The sequence below is a fragment of the Nocardioides sp. GY 10113 genome (assembly GCF_004919105.1).
In the GTDB taxonomy this organism is placed as follows: domain Bacteria; phylum Actinomycetota; class Actinomycetes; order Propionibacteriales; family Nocardioidaceae; genus Nocardioides.
On record NZ_STGK01000002.1, the window covers coordinates 271,600 to 290,818 of the forward strand.

Consider the following 19,219-nt stretch of genomic DNA (forward strand, 5'->3'; position numbering starts at 1 on the left):
GTGTGGGATGTCCAACGCCGACGGACGGCCCGGATCAGACCGCGATGTCCCCGCGCTCCAGCTCGACCACCCGGATCAGGTGCGTCAGGTGCAGCATCCGCAGCACCTGCGGGGAGGTGCCGCGCAGGACGATCCGGTCGCCGCGGCCGACCGCGCGGCGGCTCGCGGCGCCGAGCACCCGCAGCGCCGTGAGGTCGACCGAGGCGACGTCGTGCAGGTCGATCACGATCCTGCCGTCGTGGCGCCGCAGGTGGTCGTAGATGGCCGCGCGCACCGAGTCGGTGGATCGCACGTCGAGGTCACCCCGCAGAATCAGGGTCGCGCCGTCGGAGGTGATGTCGACCGTGCTCACAGACAGTTCCTTCCCGTGCCCACGCCATCCCGAGGGTGTGGGCTTCCTCACCAACACTGACGCCGTGAGGGCCCGCATGGTTGCACGGCGCACAAGAAAATCCGGCGTGTCGCCCGGATGCCGTGTCCACCTCTCGGGGGCGAGATTCAGCGGGTGAGGCGCCGGGCGAACGCATGGCGGACCCCGACCGGGCCGACATCCGCGGCCACCTAGGCTGGCACCATGGTGAACCTGACCCGGATCTACACGCGCACCGGCGACGCGGGCGAGACCCGCCTCGGCGACATGAGCGTGACCAGCAAGACCGATCCGCGGCTCGCCGCCTACGCCGACGTCGACGAGGCGAACGCGCAGATCGGCGTCGCACTCGCCACCGGCGAGCTCGACCCCGAGGTCAGCGCCGTGCTTCTGCACGTCCAGAACGACCTCTTCGACGTCGGGGCCGACCTGTGCACCCCGGTCGTGGCCGAGCCCGAGTTCCCGCCGCTGCGCATCGAGCAGGAGTACGTCGACCGGCTCGAGGCGTGGTGCGACAGGTTCAACGAGGACCTCCCGAACCTCCGCTCGTTCATCCTCAACGGCGGCACGCCGGCCGCAGCCCAGCTGCACGTCGCACGGACCGTCGTACGCCGCGCCGAGCGGGCCGCGTGGGCCGCGCACGAGGTGCACGCCGCGACCATGAACCCGCTCGCGATCACCTACCTGAACCGCCTCTCGGACCTGGTCTTCATCCTCGCCCGGTACGCCAACCGCGCCCGGGGTGACGTGCTCTGGGTGCCCGGCGGGGAGCGCACCGCCGACCAGGGCGCGAGCTGACCGCCGCTCGCCCGTGCCGCCCCTGCGGTGCGGGCGACCCAGCGGGGGGGCGGCGGCGGGTCCGCCGCGGCTCGGCGATGACGGAGCCTCGTGCCACGATGGCGCTGCGATGAACATCCTGGCCGGCCTCACCGACGAGTTCCTCACCGAGCACTTCGCTCCCGAGACGCTCGACCGCGCCCAGGGATACGTCGACCAGGTCGCCGACGTGGAGCTCAGCTCGCTGAGCCAGGGCTCGGTGACCGCCACCGCGCTGGTCCCGGGCACCCGCCCCGAGCCGTACCAGGTGCAGATGCACGCGGAGGTCGGCGCGGCCGGCGGCCGCGGCTGGCTCTTCACGGTCTGCACGTGCCCGGTGCGCTCGCTGTGCAAGCACGGCGCCGCGCTCGCGCTCCGGCTGCGCCGCGGCTTCGTCGGCCAGTCCCAGGACGCGCCCTGGCAGCGCACGCTGGCCCGGCTGGCCGAGGAGCTGGAGCGGCAGGCCCCCGGGGCGGGCGGCGAGATCCCGCTGGCGCTGGAGTTCTCCCTCGACCGGCGCCGCGGCCTGGGCTCGGGCGGCCGGGCGGTCCGCCTGCGCCCGATGCGGCCCGGCAGCCGGCAGCCGTGGGTGCGGACCGGCGCGGACTGGCCCGACATCCCGCACGCCGTCGCCGCACGCCAGCACCCGGCCGACCAGGGCGCCGCGGTGGCCGCGCTGCAGACCCTGCTCCAGGCCCACCGGCCCGGCGGCGGCGCGGGTCTCCCGCCGGCGCTGGAGGACTTCGGCCCCACCGCGCACCGGCTGCTCCGGGAGGCGGTCGCCGCCGGTGTCACGCTGCTGCCCGGCGCCGGGCTCACCGGTGTCGCCCTGGCCGCCGACCCGGTCACGCTGGTCGCCGACGTGACCGCCGCCGAGAAGGGCAGCGCGGTGGAGCTGACGCTCGCCGTCGACGACGGCGAGCGCCGGTGGCGCGGCGACGCGGTGCTCCCCCTGGGGCACCCGGCCACGCTGGTGGGGCTCCTCGCCGACGGCACCCTGACCCTGGCCGAGGCGGCCGCCCCCATCCCGCCGGCCGCCCGGCACCTGGTCGAGGGCGACCCGATCACCGTCCCTGCCGGTGACCTCGACGACCTCCAGGACCGGCTGCGCGGGCTGGTCCGGCTGCTCGCCGTCCGCTCCCCCGACGGCGCGGTCCCCGTCCCCGAGCCGCTGCGCCCGGTGCTCGTGCTCACCGTCTCGTGGCACAGCTCGACCCACGCCTCCCTCACCTGGCAGTGGCAGTACGCCGACGGCCCGGCGGCGCTGCGCTGCGACCTGCGCAGCACCGACACCCTGGGCGGTGTCCGGGACCCGGCGGCGGAGGCCGCCGTGCTGGCCGGGGTGCCCGACAGGCTGCGCGAGCGGACCGAGATCCTGGACGGCGACGCGCTCGCCTTCGGCCTGCACGATCTGCCCTTCCTCTGGGACCTGGACGACGTCGTGGTGGTCGAGCAGGAGCGTCCCGACTTCCGCGAGGCCACCGGCGACCCGACCATCTCCTTCGACGTGGTCGCACCCGAGCCCCGGGAGGACGCCGACGGGGCGTCCGCGGCGGAGACCGACTGGCTCGACCTCGCCGTGGTGGTCCGGGTCGAGGGCGAGGCCGTCCCGCTGCCCGACGTGATCGCGGCGCTGACGCTCGGTCGCGAGCACCTGGTGCTGCCCAGCGGGCTCTTCATCACCACCGACCGGCCCGAGTTCGCCCGCCTCCGCGACGTGGTCGCGGCCGCCGCGGAGCTGCGCGAGCCCGACGGCGACCGGATCGCGGTCGGGCGCCACGACCTGGGTCTGTGGGCCGAGCTGGCCGACACCGGCGTGGTCGCCAGCGAGGCCGCCGAATGGGTGCGCCGCGCCCGCGCCCTGCGCGACCTGGTCGAGATCCCCCGCCCCGAGCCGTCCGGTCTGAGCACCACGCTGCGCTCCTACCAGCGCGAGGGCTTCTGGTGGCTCGCCTTCCTGTGGGAGCACGGGTTGGGCGGGATCCTGGCCGACGACATGGGTCTGGGCAAGACGCTGCAGGTGCTCTCGCTGATCGCGCACGCCCGCGAGCGGGCGCCCAAGGACCCGCCGTTCCTGGTCGTGGCGCCGACCAGCGTGGTGACGGCCTGGGCCGGCGAGGCCGCCCGGCACGCCCCGCACCTGCGCGTGGCGGTCGCGGGCCGTCGTACCGACGACGTCGCGGGGCTCGCCGCCGATGCCGACGTCGTGGTGACCACCTACACGCTGCTGCGCCTGGCCGAGGAGGAGTACGCCGCGGTCGGCTGGAGCGCGCTCGTGCTGGACGAGGCCCAGCAGGTGAAGAACCACCAGTCGAAGACGTACGCCGCGGCGCGCGCCATCGACGCGCCCTTCCGGCTCGCGGTGACCGGCACCCCGTTCGAGAACCGGCTGATGGAGCTGTGGGCGCTGCTCTCGATCACGGTCCCGGGCCTCTACCCGTGGCCGCGGGAGTTCCAGAACCACGTGGTGCGGCCGATCGAGCGTGCCGGCGACGACGGGGCGCTGGACCGCTTCCGGCGGCGGATCAAGCCCTTCCTGCTGCGCCGTACCAAGGAGCTGGTCGCCCAGGACCTGCCCCCCAAGCAGGAGCAGGTGCTCGAGGTCGACCTCTCCGACCGGCACCGCAGGGTCTACGACGCGCACCTGGCCAAGGAGCGCCAGCGGCTGCTGGGCCTGCTGGACGACTTCGACCGCAACCGCGTGGCGATCTTCTCGGCGCTCACCAACCTGCGGATGCTGGCGCTGGACCCCGCACTGGTCGACGACGAGCAGGAGGGCGTCGGCTCCGCGAAGACCGAGGTGCTGCTCGAGCACCTGGCCGAGATCACCGCCGAGGGCCACCGCGCGCTGGTGTTCAGCCAGTTCACCTCGTACCTGCGCCGCGTGCAGGAGGGACTGGCCGACGTCGGCATCCGCACGGCCTACCTCGACGGCTCGACCCGGGACCGCGGTGCGGTGATCGACCGCTTCCGCAACGGCGACGCGGATGTCTTCCTGATCTCCCTCAAGGCCGGCGGCGTCGGCCTGACCCTGACCGAGGCCGACTACGTGTTCGTCCTCGACCCGTGGTGGAACCCGGCGGCCGAGGCGCAGGCCGTCGACCGCGCCCACCGGATCGGCCAGACCAACCGGGTCCACGTCTACCGGATGGTCGCCACCGACACGGTCGAGGAGAAGGTGATGGAGCTCAAGGCGCGCAAGGCCGAGCTCTTCGCCCAGGTGATCGACGGCGAGGGCGCGATGACCACGGCGCTCAGCGCCGAGGACATCCGCTCCCTGTTCACCGACTGAACCCCCCACGGGTGTCGGCCGGCGGGCTACTTCTTGTTCCAGTCGGTGCCCGGCGGGCGCGCCTCGAGCCAGGCCTGGAAGCCCGTCAGCGACGAGGCGCTCATCGCCAGCTCGACCGGCCCCCGCGGCGAGCTGCACTCGATCACAAGGTGGTCGGGGAAGAGCGCGTTGCTCTCCGTGTCCGCGGCGGTCCGCTGATCGACGTAGGAGAGCTCAGAGCGCGCCCAGGAGGCACGCGGGCGCGGCGAGAGGCTGAAGATCCGGAACCACTCCAGCCGCTCGCCGGAGTAACGGCCGAGCCCCAGCACCCAGCCCCGCCCGGGGCGGCCCATCCGGAGCCGATGGCTCAGCTCGAACGTGCCGCCGTTGCGGGCAAGGAGACGGCGCCGGACGATCAGCCCGGCGCCGTATCCAAGAGCCAGGAGCAGCACGACACCCGCGGTGTCGACGAGCCACTCCCACCAGTGCATTGCCTAGGAGACTCGCTCCGCAGCGCGCAGACGAACCTCGGCGTGACGGATCTCCTGCTCGGCCTCGTCCCGCGACTGCAGCAGGTGCTCGCGCGCCTGCTCCAGGTCGGCCTTGACGGCGTCGACGTGGATCTCCTCGCCCAGCTCGACCACTTCCGACAGCACGGAGACGCGGTCGTTGGCGACCGAGATGAAGCCACCGGACACGGCAGCGACGACGACGTCGTCGGTGCCGGCGACCTGGATCTCCACGACCGCCTGGGACATGAGGGAGAGCAGCGGCGCGTGCCCACGCAGCACGCCGATGTCACCCTCCGTCGTGCGCGCGATGACCATCGCGGCCTCGCCGGACCACACGGTCCGGTCCGCCGCGACGAGCTCGACGTGCAGCGTGCCCTCAGTCGTGACCGCCATGTCAGAGGCTCTTCTGGATCTCGGCCCAGTTGCGCTCGACGTCGTCGAGGCCACCGCACATGAAGAACGCCTGCTCGGCCACGTGGTCGTACTCGCCGTCGCAGATCTTGTTGAACGCCTCGATGGTGTCGGCGATCGGCACCGTCGAGCCCTCGATGCCGGTGAACTGCTTGGCAACGTAGGTGTTCTGGGACAGGAAGCGCTGGATGCGGCGCGCCCGGGACACGATGATCTTGTCCTCTTCGGACAGCTCGTCGACACCGAGGATCGCGATGATGTCCTGCAGCTCCTTGTTGCGCTGCAGGATCTGCTTCACGCGGATCGCGGTGTCGTAGTGAGCCTGACCGATGTACTGCGGGTCGAGGATCCGCGAGGTCGAGGTCAGCGGGTCCACCGCCGGGTAGATGCCCTGCGACGCGATGTCACGGGACAGCTCGGTGGTGGCGTCGAGGTGCGCGAAGGTCGCGGCCGGCGCCGGGTCGGTGTAGTCGTCCGCGGGGACGTAGATCGCCTGCATCGAGGTGATCGAGTGACCGCGGGTCGAGGTGATCCGCTCCTGCAGGGTGCCCATCTCGTCAGCCAGGTTGGGCTGGTAGCCCACGGCGGACGGCATGCGGCCGAGCAGCGTGGAGACCTCCGAGCCGGCCTGGGTGAACCGGAAGATGTTGTCGATGAAGAGCAGCACGTCCTGCTTCTGGACGTCGCGGAAGTACTCCGCCATCGTCAGCGCGGAGAGCGCGACGCGCAGCCGGGTGCCCGGCGGCTCGTCCATCTGGCCGAAGACGAGGGCGACCTTGTCGAAGACGCCGGCCTCCTGCATCTCCACGATCAGGTCGTTGCCCTCACGGGTGCGCTCGCCGACGCCGGCGAACACCGACACACCGGCGTGGTTCTTGGCCACACGCGCGATCATCTCCTGGATGAGCACGGTCTTGCCGACGCCCGCACCACCGAACAGGCCGATCTTGCCACCGGTGACGTAGGGGGCCAGCAGGTCGATGACCTTGATGCCGGTCTCGAACATCTGGGTCTTCGACTCGAGCTGGTCGAAGGCCGGGGCCTTGCGGTGGATGCCCCACCGCTCGTTGACCTCGAACTGCTCGCCCTCCTCGAGGTTGAGCACGTCGCCGGTCGCGTTGAACACCTTGCCGAGGGTCACGTCGCCGACCGGAACGGTGATCGGCTCACCGGTGTCGGTGACGCTCTGACCACGGACCAGACCGTCGGTGGGCTTCAGCGAGATGGCGCGGACCATGCCGTCGCCGATGTGCTGGGCCACCTCGAGCGGCAGCACGGTGGTCTCACCGGCGAGGGTGATCTCGGCCTCGAGCTTGTTGTAGATCTCGGGCATGGCGTCGACGGGGAACTCGATGTCCACGACGGGGCCGATCACCCGGGCGATACGACCGACCGAGGCCGCGCCGGCGGCGGTGGTCTCTTCAGCGGTTGCAGTCATTTCTCTTACTCCGTTGAGCTGGAAAGGTTTCGGTTGGTCGTCAGTCGGCCGCAGCCTGAGCGTCGGCGAGCGCGTTCACGCCACCGACGATCTCACTGATCTCCTGGGTGATGCCGGCCTGGCGGGCCTGGTTGGCGATCCGGGTGAACTTCTTGATGAGCTCCTCCGCGTTGTCCGTCGCGGACTTCATCGCCTTCTGGCGGGCGGCGAGCTCGGAGGCCGCCGCCTGCAGCAGGCTGAAGAAGATCCGGCTCTGGACGTACTGCGGCAGCAGCCCGTCGAGCACCGAGGCCGGCGACGGCTCGAACTCGTAGAGCGGCAGCAGGTCTCCCTCGGCGGGAGCCTCCTCGCCCTCCACGACCTCCAGCGGAAGCAGGCGGATCGCGGTCGGCTCCTGGGTCAGCATCGACCGGAACCGGGTGTAGACGACGTGGACCTCGTCGACGTCGCCCTCCTCGCCCTGGTCCTTGAGGAAGGCCGCGATCAGGGCGGCGCCGATCTCGGCCGCCTTGTCGTACGTCGGCTGGTCCGAGAACCCCGTCCAGGACTGGACGAACGGACGCTGACGGAACTTGAAGTACGCCTCCGCCTTGCGCCCGGCGAGGAAGAAGTCGATCTCCTTCCCCTCCTCGCGCAGCCGCTCGGAGAGGCGCTCCGCCTCCTTGATCACGCTCGAGGAGTAGGCCCCGGCGAGACCGCGGTCGCTGGTGATCACCAGCACCGCGGCACGCTTCGGGTTCCCCTCCTCCCGCGTCAGCGGGTGGTCGACGTTCGAGAACGTCGCCACCGCCGACACGGCGCGGGTGAGCTCGCGGGCGTACGGCGTCGCCGCCGCGGCCCGCTGCTGCGCCTTGATGATCCGGGACGCAGCGATGAGCTCCATGGCGCGCGTGATCTTCTTCATCGACTCCGTCGACTTGATCCGCGCGCGGTACTCACGCAGCGATACGGCCATTGTCAGCCCCGCTTCTGCTTGACGATCTGCTCCTGCTCGAGCTCCTCGTCACCCAGCGCCTCGGCCGCGGCCTCGTGGCCGACCTTGATCGAGCCGCCCTCGGAGGTCTCGAACTGGTCCAGGAACGAGTCGTAGGCGGCGGCCAGGCCGTCCTCGACCTCGAACTTGAGCGACTCGCGGATGGCGGCGAGCAGGCCCTCGTGCGAGCGACGCAGGTACTCGAGGAACTCACCCTCGAAGCGCAGCACGTCACCGGTGGGGACCTTGTCCAGGCGACCCGAGGTGCCGAGCCACAGGGAGACGGTCATCTCCTCGACCGGGTACGGGGAGTACGCCGGCTGCTTGAGCAGCGCCATCAGCTTCTGACCGCGGTCCAGCTGCTGACGCGACGCGGCGTCGAGGTCGGAGGCGAACATCGCGAACGCCTCCATCGCGCGGAACTGCGCGAGGTCGACCTTGAGCGAGCCGGTGACGGCCTTCATCGCCTTGGTCATCGCGGCGCCACCCACACGGGAGACGGAGATACCCACGTCGATCGCCGGGCGCTGGTTGGCCGCGAACAGGTCCGACTGCAGGAAGATCTGACCGTCGGTGATCGAGATGACGTTGGTCGGGATGAACGCCGAGACGTCGTTGGCCTTGGTCTCGATGATCGGCAGACCGGTCATCGAGCCGGCGCCGAGCTCGTCGGAGAGCTTCGCGCAACGCTCCAGCAGGCGGGAGTGCAGGTAGAAGACGTCACCCGGGTACGCCTCGCGGCCCGGCGGGCGGCGCAGCAGCAGCGACACGGCACGGTAGGCCTCGGCCTGCTTGGTCAGGTCGTCGAAGACGATCAGGACGTGCTTGCCGTCGTACATCCACTGCTGGCCGATGGCCGAGCCGGTGTACGGCGCCAGGTACTTGAAGCCGGCGCTGTCGGAGGCGGGGGCGGCGACGATGGTGGTGTACTCCAGCGCGCCGGCCTCCTCGAGGGCACCACGCACGGAGGCGATGGTCGAGCCCTTCTGGCCGATGGCGACGTAGATGCAGCGCACCTGCTTCGACGGGTCGCCCGACTCCCAGTTCTGCTTCTGGTTGATGATCGTGTCGATCGCGACCGTGGTCTTGCCGGTGGCGCGGTCGCCGATGATCAGCTGACGCTGGCCACGGCCGATCGGGGTCATCGCGTCGATCGCCTTGATGCCGGTGGCGAGCGGCTCGTGGACCGACTTGCGCTGCATCACGCCCGGAGCCTGGAGCTCCAGGGCGCGGCGGCCGGTGGTCTCGATCTCGCCGAGGCCGTCGATCGGGGCGCCGAGCGGGTCGACGACGCGACCCAGGTAGCCGTCGCCGACCGGGACCGAGAGGATCTCGCCGGTCCGGCGGACCGACTGGCCCTCCTCGATCTTGTCGAAGTCACCGAGGATGACGACGCCGATCTCGCGGTCCTCGAGGTTCAGCGCGATGCCGAGGGTGCCGTCCTCGAACTCCAGGAGCTCGTTGGCCATCGCCGAGGGCAGACCGCCGACGCGGGCGATGCCGTCACCGGCGGAGGCCACGGTGCCGACCTCTTCCTTGCTGGCGGCGGCGGGCTGGTAGTCCGCGACGTACTTGGCGAGCGCGTCGCGAATCTCGTCGGGACGGATGGAGAGTTCCGTCATCTCAGTGCCTTCTCTCTTGTTCTGAGGGTCTTGAAGTCAGTTGGGGGTCGGCGCGTGCGCCGGTCAGCCCGCGATCTTGCGGCGGGCGTCCTCGAGACGGCTGCTGATCGTGCCGTCGATCACGTCGTCACCGATCTCGACCCGGATTCCGCCGACGAGGGCGGGGTCGACCACGACGTTGAGGTGCACCGGGCGGTCGTACTGGCGGGACAGGGCCCCGACCAGACGCTGCTCGGCGTCCGCGGAGAGCTCGCGCGCGACGTAGACCGTCGCCACCCGCTCCCCCAGCACGTCGGCGGCCGTCTTCTCGTAGTCCTCGAGAGCGGCGGTGACCGTGCGGTAGCTGCCGCCCAGCGCCTGCTTGGTCAGCGCGACCGTCGCGGGCAGCGCCTTGCCACCGACCAGGTCGTCGACGAGCGACTCCTTGTCGGCGGTCGGACGCGTCGGGTCGGACAGGGCGTTGCGCAGCTCGGCGTGGGCGTTGACCGCCTGACGCACGGTGAACAGCTCGGCGACCAGGCGGTCACCCTCACCGCCCACCGAGCGCACTGCGGCGACCACGCTGAGGTGCTCCAGCGCGTCGGCCAGGTCGCGGGTACGCGTCCAGCGGCGCGCGACCGCGGTGGCCAGGAGGTCGAGCGCAGTCGCGTCGACCTTGCCACCGAAGACCTCCCGGACGAGGCCCGTGCGGGCCTGCTCCGGGGTGGTCTGGTCGGTGACGAACCGGCGCAGGGCGCCCTCCGCCCGCAGGCTCTGGGCCAGCGAGAAGAGGTCGCCGGCGGCGGCACCGGCCGTGGCCTCGGCCACCCCACCGAGCTGGTCGGTGAGGGCGGCCGCGGCCTCGGCGGAAGCACCCCGGAACTGCATCAGGCGTCCTTCCCGACCGTGTCGGCGTCCTCGAGCTCGGCGAGGAAGCGGTCGACGACGTCGCGCTGACGCGCGTCGTCCTCGAGCGCGGAGCCGACGATGCGTCCGGCGAGGCTCGTGGCCAGGGTCCCGACCTCGGTGCGCAGCGACGTGACCGCCTGCTGACGCTCCGCGTCGATCTGCGCCTTGCCGGCCTCGACGATCCGCGCGGACTCGGCCTGAGCCTGCTCGCGCATCTCGGCCACGATCGCGGCACCGTGCTCGCGCGCCTCCTCACGGATGCGCGCCGCCTCGTGGCGGGCCTCCGCGAGCTGCTGCTCGAGCTCGGCCAGCTTGGCGTCGGCCTCGGCCTGCTTGGTCTCGGCCGCGGCCAGGCCGCCCTCGATCGCCGACGTGCGCTCGGCGTACGTCTTCTCGAAGCTCGGGACCACGAACTTCATCACGGCGAAGAACAGGATGCCGAAGACGACGAGGGCGAGGACGACCTCGATCCACTCGACCGCAAGCGGGCTCGGCTCGTGGCCGCCTTCCGCTGCGAGGATCACCATCAGTGACTTCATACTCAGACCTTGTCGATCAGGTGTGGGCTAGGAACGGACGTCGTCGGAGACGACGAGCGTCACGAAGTGCTGGAGCCCGTGAGCACGAAGGCCAGGGCGATGCCGATGATGGCGAGCGCCTCGGCGAGCGCGAAGCCGAGGATCGCGATCGACTGCAGGCGGCTCTGCGCCTCGGGCTGGCGGGCGACGCCGTTGATGTAAGCGGCGAAGATGAGACCGATGCCGATACCCGGGCCGATGGCAGCCAGGCCGTAACCGATCATGTTGAGAGAGCCACCCATGGCTACTTTCCTTTCGGGTTGTTTTCTCGTGTGAGAACTGTGGGATGAGGTATGGGAAGTGCGGTGAGCGTCAGTGCTCGTCGGCGAGCGCGCCCTGGATGTACATGGCGTTCAGCAGGGTGAAGACGTAGGCCTGCAGGAACTGCACCAGGAGCTCGAGGAACGCCACCAGGATCGCGAGGACCCAGGCGACCGGACCCGCCACGTAGCCGATGCCGCCGTGCTCGACGAGGTACAGACCACCGGTCGCGAAGAGGACCAGCAGGATGTGCCCGGCGAACATGTTGGCGAAGAGACGGAGGGCCAGCGTGACCGGCCGGACCAGGATGTTCGAGAAGAACTCCAGCGGGACCAGCAGCGGGTACATGACCGGGTTGATGCCCGCCGGCACGCACTGGAGCTTGAGGTAGCCGAGGAACCCGTGCTTGTGGATGCCCACGGCGTTGTAGATCACCCAGGAGAGACCAGCCAGGGCGTAGGCCATGCTCGCCCGGCTGAAGGTCGGGAACTGGATGAACGGGATGCTGGCGAACAGGTTGTTCACCAGGACGAAGAAGAACAGCGCCGTCAGGTAGGGCACGAACTTCTGGAAGTCGTGGCTGCCGATGATGTCGCGGCCGATGCTGTTGCGCGTGAAGTTGTACGCCGACTCACCGGCGAACTGCAGCTTGCTGGGCACCATCGCGCGCTGACGGGCAGCGGCGAACAGGAAGCCGAAGACGACCAGGGCCGAGAGCACGAGAAGGAGCATCGGCTTGGTGACGTCGATGCCGCCGACGGAGAAGACCGGCGGCAGGTCGAAGATCCCAGGACCGGGCGCTTCGAAGCCGCCTTCGGCGGCGAGGGGGGCGCTGGTTGCGAGAATCACCAGGTCTCCTTATTCCGTGTCCTGCGAGTGTGTGTCTGTGGGGTGTGCTGGCGGCGTGCCGGGTTCCTCGATCTTGAACCGTTGGGCCGTCATGTAGATGCCGAGCCCGGCTCCGATCAAGATGCCCACCGCAACCAGGAGGTGCGTGCCGAGCCAGCGATCGGCGAGCCAGCCCAGGAACCCGTAGAACGCGACCCCGGCCACGATGTAGCCGAACGCGTGCCACGGATCGCCCTTCGGCGACTCTTGGGGCTGACTCATTCCGCGTCGGAGGATATCAGTCGCTGGTGCGGTCACTTGCCACCACCCTCGACGTTGGCCTGGTCACGACGGACCATGCCCTCCGGGACCTGCTCGAAGGCGGGGATCCGGGCGTTGGCGGCGGCGACGAGGTGGACCGAGGTCCAGACCAGGACGCCGACGATGATGGCCCCGCCGAGCCAGCCGCGGTCGAGGGTCCCCTCGAGCAGGCCGGACCGGTTGAGCGCCACGAAGAACAGCGCCATCACCACCACCTGGAAGGTGTAGGTGACCATGGCGAAGAGCAGCGAGGCGGCAGGCATCACCCGGGCCACCAGCTGCACGGCGGCGGCACCGAGGCCGAACACCGCGACCGCGACGAGGGTGCCGACGAGCGCGCCGCTCGCTGCGGCGGAGCCGCCGAGCGACGCGGCGACCACGACCAGGACGCCTCCGCTCGCCAGAACGGCGAGGGCTGCACTCCGGAGCGGAGCTGCGGTCGTCATCATCGGCGGCCGTCCTCATCGACGTCAGAGGGGGTTCGTGCGAGCCCCCAGAGAGTTCGTGAAAGTTATCACTAAGTCCCGAGGGCTTCCGAATCGGGGCCTGCCGGCACCGATTCTGGTGACTGCCCCGGATCCGTTCCGAGGTCAGCCGTGGACGCCAGCGGCGCGTGCGCCGCGGGCAGCAGGAAGGTCAGCCCGACCGTCACGCCGGTCGCGCAGAGGATGCCCACCGCGACCCACATGCCGGTGAACAGGCTGGCCAGCACGGTGGCGAAGGCGATCAGCCCGGCCCACAGCCACATGATCACCACCGCCCGGCGGTGGGAGTGCCCGATCTCCAGCAGGCGGTGGTGCAGGTGCTGCTTGTCGGGGGCGAACGGCGACCGACCGGCCCGGGTCCGGCGTACCACCGCCAGGACCAGGTCGGCCAGCGGCACGATCAGGATCAGGATCGGCAGCGCCACCGGCAGCAGCACCGGGAGCAGGCTGGTCCGAGCGCCGTCCGCGCCGGCGGCCAGGTCGCCCGGGGCGAACTGCGTGGTCACGGTGATCGCCGTGGCCGAGAGCACGAGGCCGAGCAGCATCGACCCGCTGTCCCCCATGAACAGCCGGGCCGGGTGGAAGTTGTGGGCGATGAACCCGGCGCAGGCACCGGCCAGCGCCGCCGAGAGCAGCGCGCCGGTGGCCGCCCGCGGCACGTCGTTGAGCACCGTCAGCGCGTAGCTGAACAGGAAGAACGCCAGCGCGCTGATCCCGATCACGCCGGCCGCGAGACCGTCGAGGCCGTCGATGAAGTTCACGGCGTTGACCGTGGTCAGCACGATCAACGCGGTCAGTAGCGCACCCTGCGCCGGGTCGAGGGAGAAGACCCGGCCGTCCGACATGTAGAACCAACGGAACTGGATGCCGGAGTAGACCAGGAAGCCCACCGCGAGCACCTGCCCACCGAACTTCGTGAGCGCGTCCAGGTCGAAGATGTCGTCGACGACCCCGACGCAGCAGACCATGGCGCCGGCGATCAGCACCGACCGGGCGTCGTCGAAGACGAACGGGCCGCTGAGACTGAGGAACGGCAGCCCCTGCGCGACCAGGTACGCCGCGAAGAGCCCGCCCAGCATCGCGATCCCGCCGAGGTAGGGAATCGGCTCGGCGTGGACGTCACGATCGCGCACCTTGGCCACCGCGCCGGTGCGCACGGCGACCTCGCGGGCGACCACGGTGAGCAGGTACGTGACGGCCGCGGCGACCAGGAAGACCAGCAGGTACTCCCGCACCGGGTCTCACTCCCCGCCGGGAGAGGTGGGCGTCGGCTCGCCCTCGGGGGCGTCCGCGGGTCCCCCGGCGGGCTCCTGCTCGGTCTCCACCGTCAGCTCGTACGGCGCCAGAGCGGCGTCGAGCTCGGCCACGGAGATCGCGCCCAGCCGGAGCAGCCGCGGTCGCTCCCCCGTCGCGTCGACGATGGTGGAGGGGATGGCGCCCGGCGAGTCGCCGGCGTCGATCACGATCGCCACGGACTCGCCCAGCATCTCGATCGCCGCATCGGCGGAGGTGGCCGCGTCCATGCCGGTGAGGTTGGCCGAGCTGACGGCGAGCGGCCCGGTCCGGTCCAGCAGCTCGCGGGCCACCTCGTGGTCGGGCATCCGGACCGCCACCGTGCCCCGGGTCTCCCCCAGGTCCCACTGCAGCGAGGGCTGCTGGTGGCAGACCACGGTCAGCGGGCCCGGCCAGAAGGCGTCCACCAGGCCGCGCACGTAGCCGGGCACCCGGGTCGCCAGCGCGTCCAGGGTGGTCGCGGAGCCCACCAGGACCGGAGGGGGCATGTCGCGCCCGCGGCCCTTGGCGGCCAGCAGCCGCGCCACCGCGTCGGCGTCGAAGGCGTCGGCGCCGACCCCGTAGACGGTGTCGGTCGGCAGGACCACCAGTCGGCCCCGCTGGATCGCGTAGCTCGCGGAGGTGAGGGCCGCCTCGCGCTCCTCCTCGGAGCCGGCCGGCATGCGCTGCGCTGTCACGGGGCCCATCCTCTCATCGTCCGGCCCGGCGAGCGGTCAGGTACCGCGGCCGGTCCGCCAGGTCGCGGTGGTCGCGGACCTCCTCCCACCGCCCCGCGGCCGCGAAGACCGCCGGCGCCGCCTCGCCCTGGACGTCGGCGTGCTCGACCCCGATCACGCCGCCGGGGCGCAGCAGGGCCGCGCCGCGGACGGCGAGCACGCGGATCGCGTCCAGCCCGTCCTGGCCGGAGAAGAGCGCCAGGTGCGGGTCGTGGTCGCGGGCCTCCACCGCCACCGACTCCCACGCCTCCAGGGGCACGTACGGCGGGTTGCTGACCACCACGTCCACGGTGCCCAGCAGGTCCTCGAAGGCATCGGCCAGGTCGCCGTGGCGCAGGTCGACGCCGGTGCCGGACAGGTTGCGGCGCGCCCAGTCCAGGGCGTCCTCGGAGAGCTCCACGGCATGCACCTGCGCCTCGGGCACCTCGTCGACGAGGCTGCGCGCGATCGCACCCGAGCCGGTGCACAGATCCACCACCACCGGGGTGCGCCCGTGGGCGAGGACCTCGCGCGCGGACTCGATCGCCCAGCCGGCGAGCAGCTCGGTCTCCGGGCGCGGGGTGAACACCCCGGGCCCGACGGCCAGCTCCACGTGCCGGAACGCCGCGGTACCGGTGAGGTGCTGCAGCGGCTCCCGCGCGGCGCGGCGATCGACGAGGCCGTCGTACCTCTCGGCCGGTCCGTCGGCGACCTCGGGGACGAGCACGAGGTTGCCCCGGGTCGTGCCCAGGACGTGGGCGAGCAGCTCGGCTGCGTCGTGCTCCGGGCTGGCCACCCCGGCCTCGCGCAGGCGAGCCGCGGCGGCGCGCTGCAGGTCGACGGGCCGGCGACCGACGGACCGGGACACTCAGTCCTCCAGGGCGGCCAGGCGCGCGGCCAGGTCGGCCTCCACGCAGGAGTCCAGGAGCGGCTGGACGTCGCCGTCGAGCACCTGGTCGAGGTTGTAGGCCTTGTAGCCGGTGCGGTGGTCCGAGATCCGGTTCTCCGGGAAGTTGTAGGTGCGGATCCGCTCCGAGCGGTCCACCGTGCGGACCTGGCTGCGCCGGGCGTCGCTGGCCTCGGCGTCCGCGGCGTCCTGCGCGGCCTGGAGCAGCCGGGCGCGCAGGATCCGCAGCGCCTGCTCCTTGTTCTGCAGCTGGGACTTCTCGTTCTGGCAGCTGACCACGATCCCCGTCGGCAGGTGGGTGATCCGCACCGCGGAGTCGGTGGTGTTCACGCTCTGGCCGCCCGGGCCGCTGCTGCGGAAGACGTCGATGCGCAGGTCGTTGTCGTGGATCTCGACGTCGACCTGCTCGGCCTCCGGCATCACCAGGACACCCGCCGCGCTGGTGTGGATCCGGCCCTGGGACTCCGTGACGGGCACCCGCTGGACGCGGTGCACGCCGCCCTCGAACTTGAGCAGCCCGTACGGCGCCTGGCCGGGCTCCTGGGCGCCGGCCGCCTTCACCGCCACCGTGACGGACTTGTAGCCGCCCAGGTCGGACGGGGTGGCGTCGAGGACCTCGACCTTCCAGCCGCGGCGCTCGGCGTACCGGCTGTACATGCGCAGCAGGTCGCCGGCGAAGAGCGCGCTCTCCTCGCCGCCCTCGCCCGACTTCACCTCGAGCAGCGCGTCCTTGTCGTCGGCCTCGTCGCGGGGCACCAGCAGGCGGCGCAGCCGCTCGGCGGTCTCCTCGCGCTGGGCCAGCAGGTCGTCGACCTCGTCGGCGAACGAGGGGTCGTCGGCGGCCAGCTCGCGCGCCGCCTCGGCGTCCTCCCCCAGCCGGGTCCACTCCCGCCAGGTGCCGATGATCGCGCTGAGCTCGGAGTAGCGGCGGTTGAGCGTGCGCGCCAGCCGCGCGTCCGCGTGGGTCTCGGGGAGGGCGAGGCGGCCCTCGAGGTCGGCGTGCTCGGCGAGCATGCCCTCGACTGCTTCGAACACTGATGCTCCTGTGGGGTAGGAATCACCGGTGGACCGGTGATTCCTGCGCCGGTCATCCGTGGGACGGGTGACCGGTGCGAGAAACCCCCCGCCGGTGTGACGGGAGTGGCTGGATACAACGAAGCGCCGGCCCCGCCCCGAGGGGCAGGACCGGCGCTCGAGGGCAGCTACTTCTTGGCAGCGGCCTTGCCGTACTTGGCCTCGAACTTCGCGACGCGACCGCCGGTGTCGAGGATCTTCTGCTTGCCCGTGTAGAACGGGTGGCACTGCGAGCACACGTCGGCGTGGATGCTGCCGGACGTCGCGGTGCTGCGGGTGGTGAACGAGGCGCCGCAGGTGCAGGTCACGGCGGTCACCACGTAGTCCGGGTGGATGTCCTTCTTCATGCTGTCCTCACAGGGGTTCGAGGGTCCCGGGTCGTCCGCGCGGGATGCGGGACGTGAACCGGAGCCAACGACAGATTCTACGCGGCGCGTGGGGACCGGCCCAATCGCCGGCCCCCACGCACGCCGTGGCCGATCGTCAGGCGCCCGTGCGCTGGACCTGCGTGAGCAGCTCGATGTTGTTGCGCGTGGCGCCGACGCGCTCCAGCAGCGACTCCAGCGCCTGCTCGCCGTCGAGGTCCGAGAGCGAGCGGCGCAGGCGCTCGACGATCGCCGACTCCTCGGCACCGAGCAGCAGCTCCTCGCGCAAGGTGCCGGAGGCGTTCGGGTCGATGGCCGGCGAGAGCCGACGCGCGGCCCGCCCGCCCAGCAACCGGATCTCGGAGTTCGCCGTGCCGGCGAGCTCCTCGAGGATCAGCGCGTCCGTGCTCGACGCCGTCTCCACCGCGGCCGTGGCCAGGATGGTCAGCGAGCCGCCGTGCTCGATGGCGCGCGCCGCGCCGAAGAACCGCTTCGCAGGGTACGCCGCGGCGGCGTCCAGGCCTCCGGAGAGCGCCCGACCGCCGGCCAGCGTCTGGTTGTGGGCGCGGACCAGGCGGGTCAACCCGTCCATCAGCAGCACGACGTCGTGCCCGAGCTCGACCAGCCGCTTCGCGCGCTCGACGGCCAGCTCCGCGATCGCCGCGTGGTCGGCGGCCGGGTGGTCGAAGGGGCTCGCGATCACCTCGCCGCGGACGGATCGCCGGAACTCGGTGACCTCCTCGGGGCGCTCGTCGACCAGCACCACCATCAGGTGGCACTCGGGGTTGTTGGCGCTGACGGAGGCGGCGACGGACATCAGCAGGCTGCTCGTGGCGGCCCGCGCCGGCGCCAGCACCAGCCCGCGCTGGCCCTTGCCGACCGGGGCGACCAGGTCCAGCACCCGGCCGGTCGGGTCCTCGGCGCCGGTCTCCAGCCGCAGTCGCTCGGTCGGGTAGACGGGGGTCAGCTGCTCGAACTCGGCGCGGCTCTTGGCCAGGTCCGGGTCGGCGCCGTTGACGGTGTCGACCCGCACCATCGGGTTGAACTTCTCCCGGCGCTCGCCCTCACGGGGCTGGCGCACCTGGCCGGCGACGGCGTCGCCGCGACGCAGGCCGTACTTGCGCACGAGCGACAGCGACAGGTAGACGTCCTCGGCCCCGGCCAGGTAGCCGGAGGTGCGCACGAACGCGTAGTTGTCCAGCACGTCGAGGATGCCGGCGGCCGGCACCAGGACGTCGTCCTCGCGGACCTCGGTGTCCGGCTCGCTGCGACCGCTGCGGCTGCTGCGGTCGCGCCCACGCCGCCGGCGGTTGCGGCGGCTGCCGCCGTCCTCGCCGTCGTCGTCGTGGTCACCGTGGTCCTGGTCGGCCTGCGGCGCGGACTGCTTGTCCGCCTGCGGCCTGGTCGAGGCGGCGCGGGCCTGCTGCTTGTCGCCCTGGCCCTGCTTCTCGCCCTGGCCCTGCTTCTCGCCCTGGCCCTGCTTCTCGCCCTGGCCCTGCTTGTCGGCGGACCGCTGGTCGCCCGAGCGCTGCCGGCGCCGGCTGGTCACCTGCGGAGCACCGTCGGCCTGCGCAGCCTCCGGCTTCTCGCCGGCCTTCTCGCCAGCCTTCTCGCCGGCCTTCTCGCCGGCCTTCTCGCCGGCCTGCGCCGGCGCCGCGTCAGCGGCCTTCTCGGGTGCCTTCTCGGCGCCCTTCTCGGCGGCCTTGGCGGCCGTCTTCTTCGCCGGCACGTCTCGGCGCGGCGAGCCGGTCTGCTGGGACTGGGCGGACTTGATCGCCTCGATCAGCTGGGCCTTCTTCATCCCGCTGGCTCCGGCGATGCCCATGCCGCCCGCCATCGCCTTGAGGTCGGCGAGCAGCATCGAGTTGAGCCCACCGCGCCTCTTGGCGGGCGCCGCGCCCTCGGGCGCCGTGGCGGGTTCGTTGGTCTCTGTCACGTGAGGTCCTTCCCACGTATCGCAGCCACCGCGCGCGGCGCGAGCCGCCGGTGGCGTCTGGTCGGAAATCCCGGGGCATGGCCACGGGCTGCCGGCGTCGATCAGCGAGCAGGCGGCCGGACCGGCCACGGGTACGCGCCAGGTCGGAGAGCCCGCTGGCGCGCTGTCAATGTAC

At 71.6% G+C, this 19,219-nt stretch carries 20 protein-coding genes; 2 read left to right on the top strand and 18 right to left on the bottom strand.

What is annotated here, in order from left to right; genetic code table 11:
- Positions 1-34: 34 nt before the first annotated feature.
- Positions 35-352 (bottom strand): STAS domain-containing protein, encoded by a 318-nt coding sequence (locus E8D34_RS03600; RefSeq protein WP_240771073.1) that lies wholly within the window; start codon positions 350-352, stop codon positions 35-37.
- A 222-nt stretch (positions 353-574) separates the two neighbouring features.
- Here E8D34_RS03600 and E8D34_RS03605 point away from each other — a divergent pair, with 222 nt between their 5' ends.
- Positions 575-1,168, top strand: a complete 594-nt coding sequence (locus E8D34_RS03605) for a cob(I)yrinic acid a,c-diamide adenosyltransferase (RefSeq protein ID WP_136593209.1) — start codon at positions 575-577, stop codon at positions 1,166-1,168.
- 109 nt (positions 1,169-1,277) lie between these two features.
- Positions 1,278-4,478, top strand: coding sequence for a DEAD/DEAH box helicase (locus E8D34_RS21485; protein ID WP_136593210.1), 3,201 nt, complete (start codon positions 1,278-1,280; stop codon positions 4,476-4,478).
- A 26-nt stretch (positions 4,479-4,504) separates the two neighbouring features.
- Here E8D34_RS21485 and E8D34_RS03615 read toward each other — a convergent pair whose 3' ends face one another.
- From E8D34_RS03615 to rho, 17 genes are all read right to left on the bottom strand, one after another.
- The gene (locus E8D34_RS03615) at positions 4,505-4,948 is read right to left on the bottom strand and encodes a DUF2550 domain-containing protein (protein WP_136593211.1); all 444 of its coding nucleotides are present in this window, start codon (positions 4,946-4,948) and stop codon (positions 4,505-4,507) included.
- A 3-nt stretch (positions 4,949-4,951) separates the two neighbouring features.
- Entirely contained in the window at positions 4,952-5,362 is a 411-nt protein-coding gene (locus E8D34_RS03620; protein ID WP_136593212.1) for a F0F1 ATP synthase subunit epsilon, read from the bottom strand.
- A gap of 1 nt (position 5,363) precedes the next feature.
- Positions 5,364-6,818 (bottom strand): F0F1 ATP synthase subunit beta, encoded by a 1,455-nt coding sequence (gene atpD / locus E8D34_RS03625; protein WP_136593213.1) that lies wholly within the window; start codon positions 6,816-6,818, stop codon positions 5,364-5,366.
- A gap of 40 nt (positions 6,819-6,858) precedes the next feature.
- Positions 6,859-7,773: a F0F1 ATP synthase subunit gamma gene (locus tag E8D34_RS03630; RefSeq protein WP_136593214.1), complete on the bottom strand. Its 915-nt coding sequence runs from the start codon at positions 7,771-7,773 to the stop codon at positions 6,859-6,861.
- A 2-nt stretch (positions 7,774-7,775) separates the two neighbouring features.
- Positions 7,776-9,413, bottom strand: coding sequence for a F0F1 ATP synthase subunit alpha (gene atpA / locus E8D34_RS03635; protein ID WP_136593215.1), 1,638 nt, complete (start codon positions 9,411-9,413; stop codon positions 7,776-7,778).
- 63 nt (positions 9,414-9,476) lie between these two features.
- Positions 9,477-10,280, bottom strand: coding sequence for a F0F1 ATP synthase subunit delta (locus tag E8D34_RS03640; RefSeq protein WP_136593216.1), 804 nt, complete (start codon positions 10,278-10,280; stop codon positions 9,477-9,479).
- The gene (locus E8D34_RS03645) at positions 10,280-10,840 is read right to left on the bottom strand and encodes a F0F1 ATP synthase subunit B (protein WP_136593217.1); all 561 of its coding nucleotides are present in this window, start codon (positions 10,838-10,840) and stop codon (positions 10,280-10,282) included. The genes E8D34_RS03640 and E8D34_RS03645 overlap by 1 nt, the downstream gene beginning before the upstream one ends.
- A gap of 59 nt (positions 10,841-10,899) precedes the next feature.
- Entirely contained in the window at positions 10,900-11,121 is a 222-nt protein-coding gene (atpE, locus tag E8D34_RS03650) for an ATP synthase F0 subunit C (protein WP_136593218.1), read from the bottom strand.
- 70 nt (positions 11,122-11,191) lie between these two features.
- On the bottom strand, positions 11,192-11,989 hold the full coding sequence (gene atpB, locus E8D34_RS03655) for a F0F1 ATP synthase subunit A (protein ID WP_240771074.1): 798 nt from the start codon (positions 11,987-11,989) through the stop codon (positions 11,192-11,194).
- A gap of 9 nt (positions 11,990-11,998) precedes the next feature.
- On the bottom strand, positions 11,999-12,250 hold the full coding sequence (locus E8D34_RS03660; protein WP_136593220.1) for an AtpZ/AtpI family protein: 252 nt from the start codon (positions 12,248-12,250) through the stop codon (positions 11,999-12,001).
- A gap of 32 nt (positions 12,251-12,282) precedes the next feature.
- A complete protein-coding gene (locus E8D34_RS03665) occupies positions 12,283-12,738 on the bottom strand; it encodes a hypothetical protein (RefSeq protein ID WP_136593221.1) in 456 nt (151 codons plus the stop codon).
- 68 nt (positions 12,739-12,806) lie between these two features.
- Complete coding sequence (locus E8D34_RS03670; protein WP_136593222.1) at positions 12,807-14,009, bottom strand: MraY family glycosyltransferase; 1,203 nt, start codon at positions 14,007-14,009, stop codon at positions 12,807-12,809.
- A gap of 6 nt (positions 14,010-14,015) precedes the next feature.
- Positions 14,016-14,744 carry an L-threonylcarbamoyladenylate synthase gene (locus E8D34_RS03675; RefSeq protein WP_240771075.1) on the bottom strand — a complete coding sequence of 243 codons (729 nt, stop codon included), beginning with the start codon at positions 14,742-14,744 and terminating at the stop codon, positions 14,016-14,018.
- A 13-nt stretch (positions 14,745-14,757) separates the two neighbouring features.
- Complete coding sequence (gene prmC / locus E8D34_RS03680; RefSeq protein WP_136593223.1) at positions 14,758-15,630, bottom strand: peptide chain release factor N(5)-glutamine methyltransferase; 873 nt, start codon at positions 15,628-15,630, stop codon at positions 14,758-14,760.
- Positions 15,631-16,704, bottom strand: a complete 1,074-nt coding sequence (gene prfA, locus E8D34_RS03685) for a peptide chain release factor 1 (protein WP_136593224.1) — start codon at positions 16,702-16,704, stop codon at positions 15,631-15,633. It lies immediately after the preceding gene.
- Positions 16,705-16,871: 167 nt separating this feature from the next.
- Positions 16,872-17,090 (bottom strand): 50S ribosomal protein L31, encoded by a 219-nt coding sequence (gene rpmE / locus E8D34_RS03690; RefSeq protein WP_136593225.1) that lies wholly within the window; start codon positions 17,088-17,090, stop codon positions 16,872-16,874.
- Positions 17,091-17,226: 136 nt separating this feature from the next.
- Complete coding sequence (gene rho, locus E8D34_RS03695) at positions 17,227-18,969, bottom strand: transcription termination factor Rho (RefSeq protein WP_136593390.1); 1,743 nt, start codon at positions 18,967-18,969, stop codon at positions 17,227-17,229.
- Positions 18,970-19,219 lie beyond the last annotated feature (250 nt).